Source organism: Wolbachia endosymbiont of Drosophila barbarae (genome assembly GCF_044752445.1).
GTDB lineage: Bacteria > Pseudomonadota > Alphaproteobacteria > Rickettsiales > Anaplasmataceae > Wolbachia > Wolbachia pipientis.
The window spans coordinates 1-2069 of record NZ_JBIXJM010000217.1; the positions used below are offsets into that span (position 1 = coordinate 1).

At 33.3% G+C, this 2069-nt stretch carries 3 protein-coding genes and 1 pseudogene; 3 read left to right on the plus strand and 1 reads right to left on the minus strand.

The window, feature by feature from the left end; genetic code table 11:
• Positions 1-117: 117 nt before the first annotated feature.
• Together ACIPNH_RS04945 and nusB are read left to right on the plus strand one after the other, a co-directional pair.
• On the plus strand, positions 118-546 hold the full coding sequence (locus ACIPNH_RS04945) for a 6,7-dimethyl-8-ribityllumazine synthase (RefSeq protein ID WP_264723741.1): 429 nt from the start codon (positions 118-120) through the stop codon (positions 544-546).
• A complete protein-coding gene (gene nusB, locus ACIPNH_RS04950; RefSeq protein WP_400772039.1) occupies positions 546-1028 on the plus strand; it encodes a transcription antitermination factor NusB in 483 nt (160 codons plus the stop codon). Before ACIPNH_RS04945 ends, nusB begins: the two co-directional genes overlap by 1 nt.
• 3 nt (positions 1029-1031) lie before the next feature.
• On the opposite strand, the gene ACIPNH_RS04955 is transcribed toward nusB, so the two are convergent.
• Positions 1032-1166, minus strand: a complete 135-nt coding sequence (locus tag ACIPNH_RS04955; RefSeq protein WP_400772041.1) for a hypothetical protein — start codon at positions 1164-1166, stop codon at positions 1032-1034.
• A 34-nt stretch (positions 1167-1200) separates the two neighbouring features.
• Between ACIPNH_RS04955 and ACIPNH_RS06775 the strand changes: the two are divergent.
• Positions 1201-2069 (plus strand): annotated as a pseudogene (locus ACIPNH_RS06775) (IS5 family transposase); the annotation flags it as partial.

Genomic DNA, 2069 nt, shown 5'->3' on the forward strand with positions numbered 1-2069 from the left:
TCTTTATTTTTTCTTCTTTTCCTGCCGGCCTGGTAATATATTGGATATTTAGTAATATTATAACTCTAATTCAACAGTCATTAATAAAGTTGTTTTTAACAAAAAAAGTGGTAGTAAATGTCGAGAATACTAATAGTTAATTCGATTTATTATACTGAAATAGCGAACCTTTTGCTTGAAGGTGCAATTGATAAATTAAAAGGCAGTAATGCCAGTTACGATGTAGTTGAGGTTCTTGGTACATTTGAGATACCAGCTACAATTCTTTTTGCAGTCAAGAGTGGGCATACTAATTATGATGGTTATTTAGCTCTTGGGTGCGTAATTCGCGGTGAAACCGATCATTATCAATATGTTTGTAAAGGAGTAATTGAAGGCTTAAATGAGGTTGTTATGCATTATGCAATACCCCTTGGTATGGGTGTAATTACCGCTGACAGCAAAGATAAAGCACTAGTTAGAGCTGATAAAAACAAAAAGAACGTTGGTGGCCATGCAGCCTCAACTGTTTTGCGTATGATAGATTTACACAATAAATTAAAATAATGGAGAAAAAACCAGTAGATAAAAAGTGGCGCATAAAAAGAAGCACGGCAAGATTTCTTGCTGTACAAATTGCTTATTCAAATATTTTCGTAGGTTACAACAAAAGCACTTTTAAACTGGAGAATTGTGAGCTTAAGGACTACATAAATAAGTTGAAAGATATATTTGAATGTGAAGAATTTGAACATCAGTTCTTAGAAAACTTGTTATATAAGGTTATAAAAAGCAGTGAAGAATATGATAAAATAATAGAGTCTTATTTACACCCAAGTTGGTCCCTTTCACGGTTAAATCTTATAAGCTTATCTATTTTGCGTGTTGCAATATGTGAGTTAGCTAATTGTGATACGCCAGTTCCAGTTGTCATTAATGAATATACTAACATTGCATCTGATTTACTTGATAAACCAAGCGAAATAGGTTTTATTAATGGGTTATTGGATAAGGCAAAAGATGCAGTTAAATTAAATAAAAATCCTTAGCAATTATAGCCAGCAAGCACAAGGTGTCATCCGAGTAGCTGCTGTATGAACATTGTCTACCAGATCCCAGTGCTTGACACTGGAATGGCTTTGTTGCATAGCAACTGAAAAAATCTGGTGGCTACTGATAAAATTCATTATAAAATAGCCATTTAACCTTGAAAGAAAAAATATGCCACAAAAAATGAGGGTCAGTAACCATAGCGAATATAACAAATTTCTAGAAAAAAGAGGAAATATTTTTCATTATATCAACGAAGCCATAGAAAAGTGGTACGAGAATGGTCCAAAAATACCAGGTGGCAACAATATTTATAGCGATAAAGTTGTAATTTTGGTGCACATAATAACTTGTTTATTTAGAATAGGCCTGAGGCAAACAGTTGGGTTTATAGCAGAATACCTTGAGCAAATTGGGAAAAATTTGCAAGTTATCAGCTATTCACAATCATCAAGAAGGTTTAAGAAACTCAATATTAAGATCAATGATTGCAGAAAATAATATGGAAGATATCGAAATTGCTATAGACAGTACAGGAATTAGTATATACAACAACACTCCTGGTCATAGCAAAGAAAATAGCGAAGATAGAAAGTATCGCAGCTATGAACAGACAAGAAAATTGCATGTAATGTTGAATACAAACAGCAAAAAAGCCATAGCTGTAAAATACAGTAACGGCTGATCACTATGGAGCTTGTGATTTGCTAAAAGAAGTCGATTTTCAGTATGTCATAAAAGTACTATATGCAGATAGGGCATATGACAGAGAAAAGCTCTATAAGCTGTGTAATCAATATGGTATAAAAACGAAAATTCCTCCGAAAAACAACGCAGCAGAGCATCCAAAGTTAGACTATATGGCTGAGAGAAATTCTGCAGTCAAGCTCATAAAGTCATATGATGAAGATGGTATAAAGAAGTGGAAAAAAGAGATGAGTTATGGAAAAAGATCTTATATAGAAAGTTTTTTCTCGCGACTGAAACAAACATTCGGGTTTAGTTTTAGGAATAAATCTGAGACAAATAGAGAGAAGGAA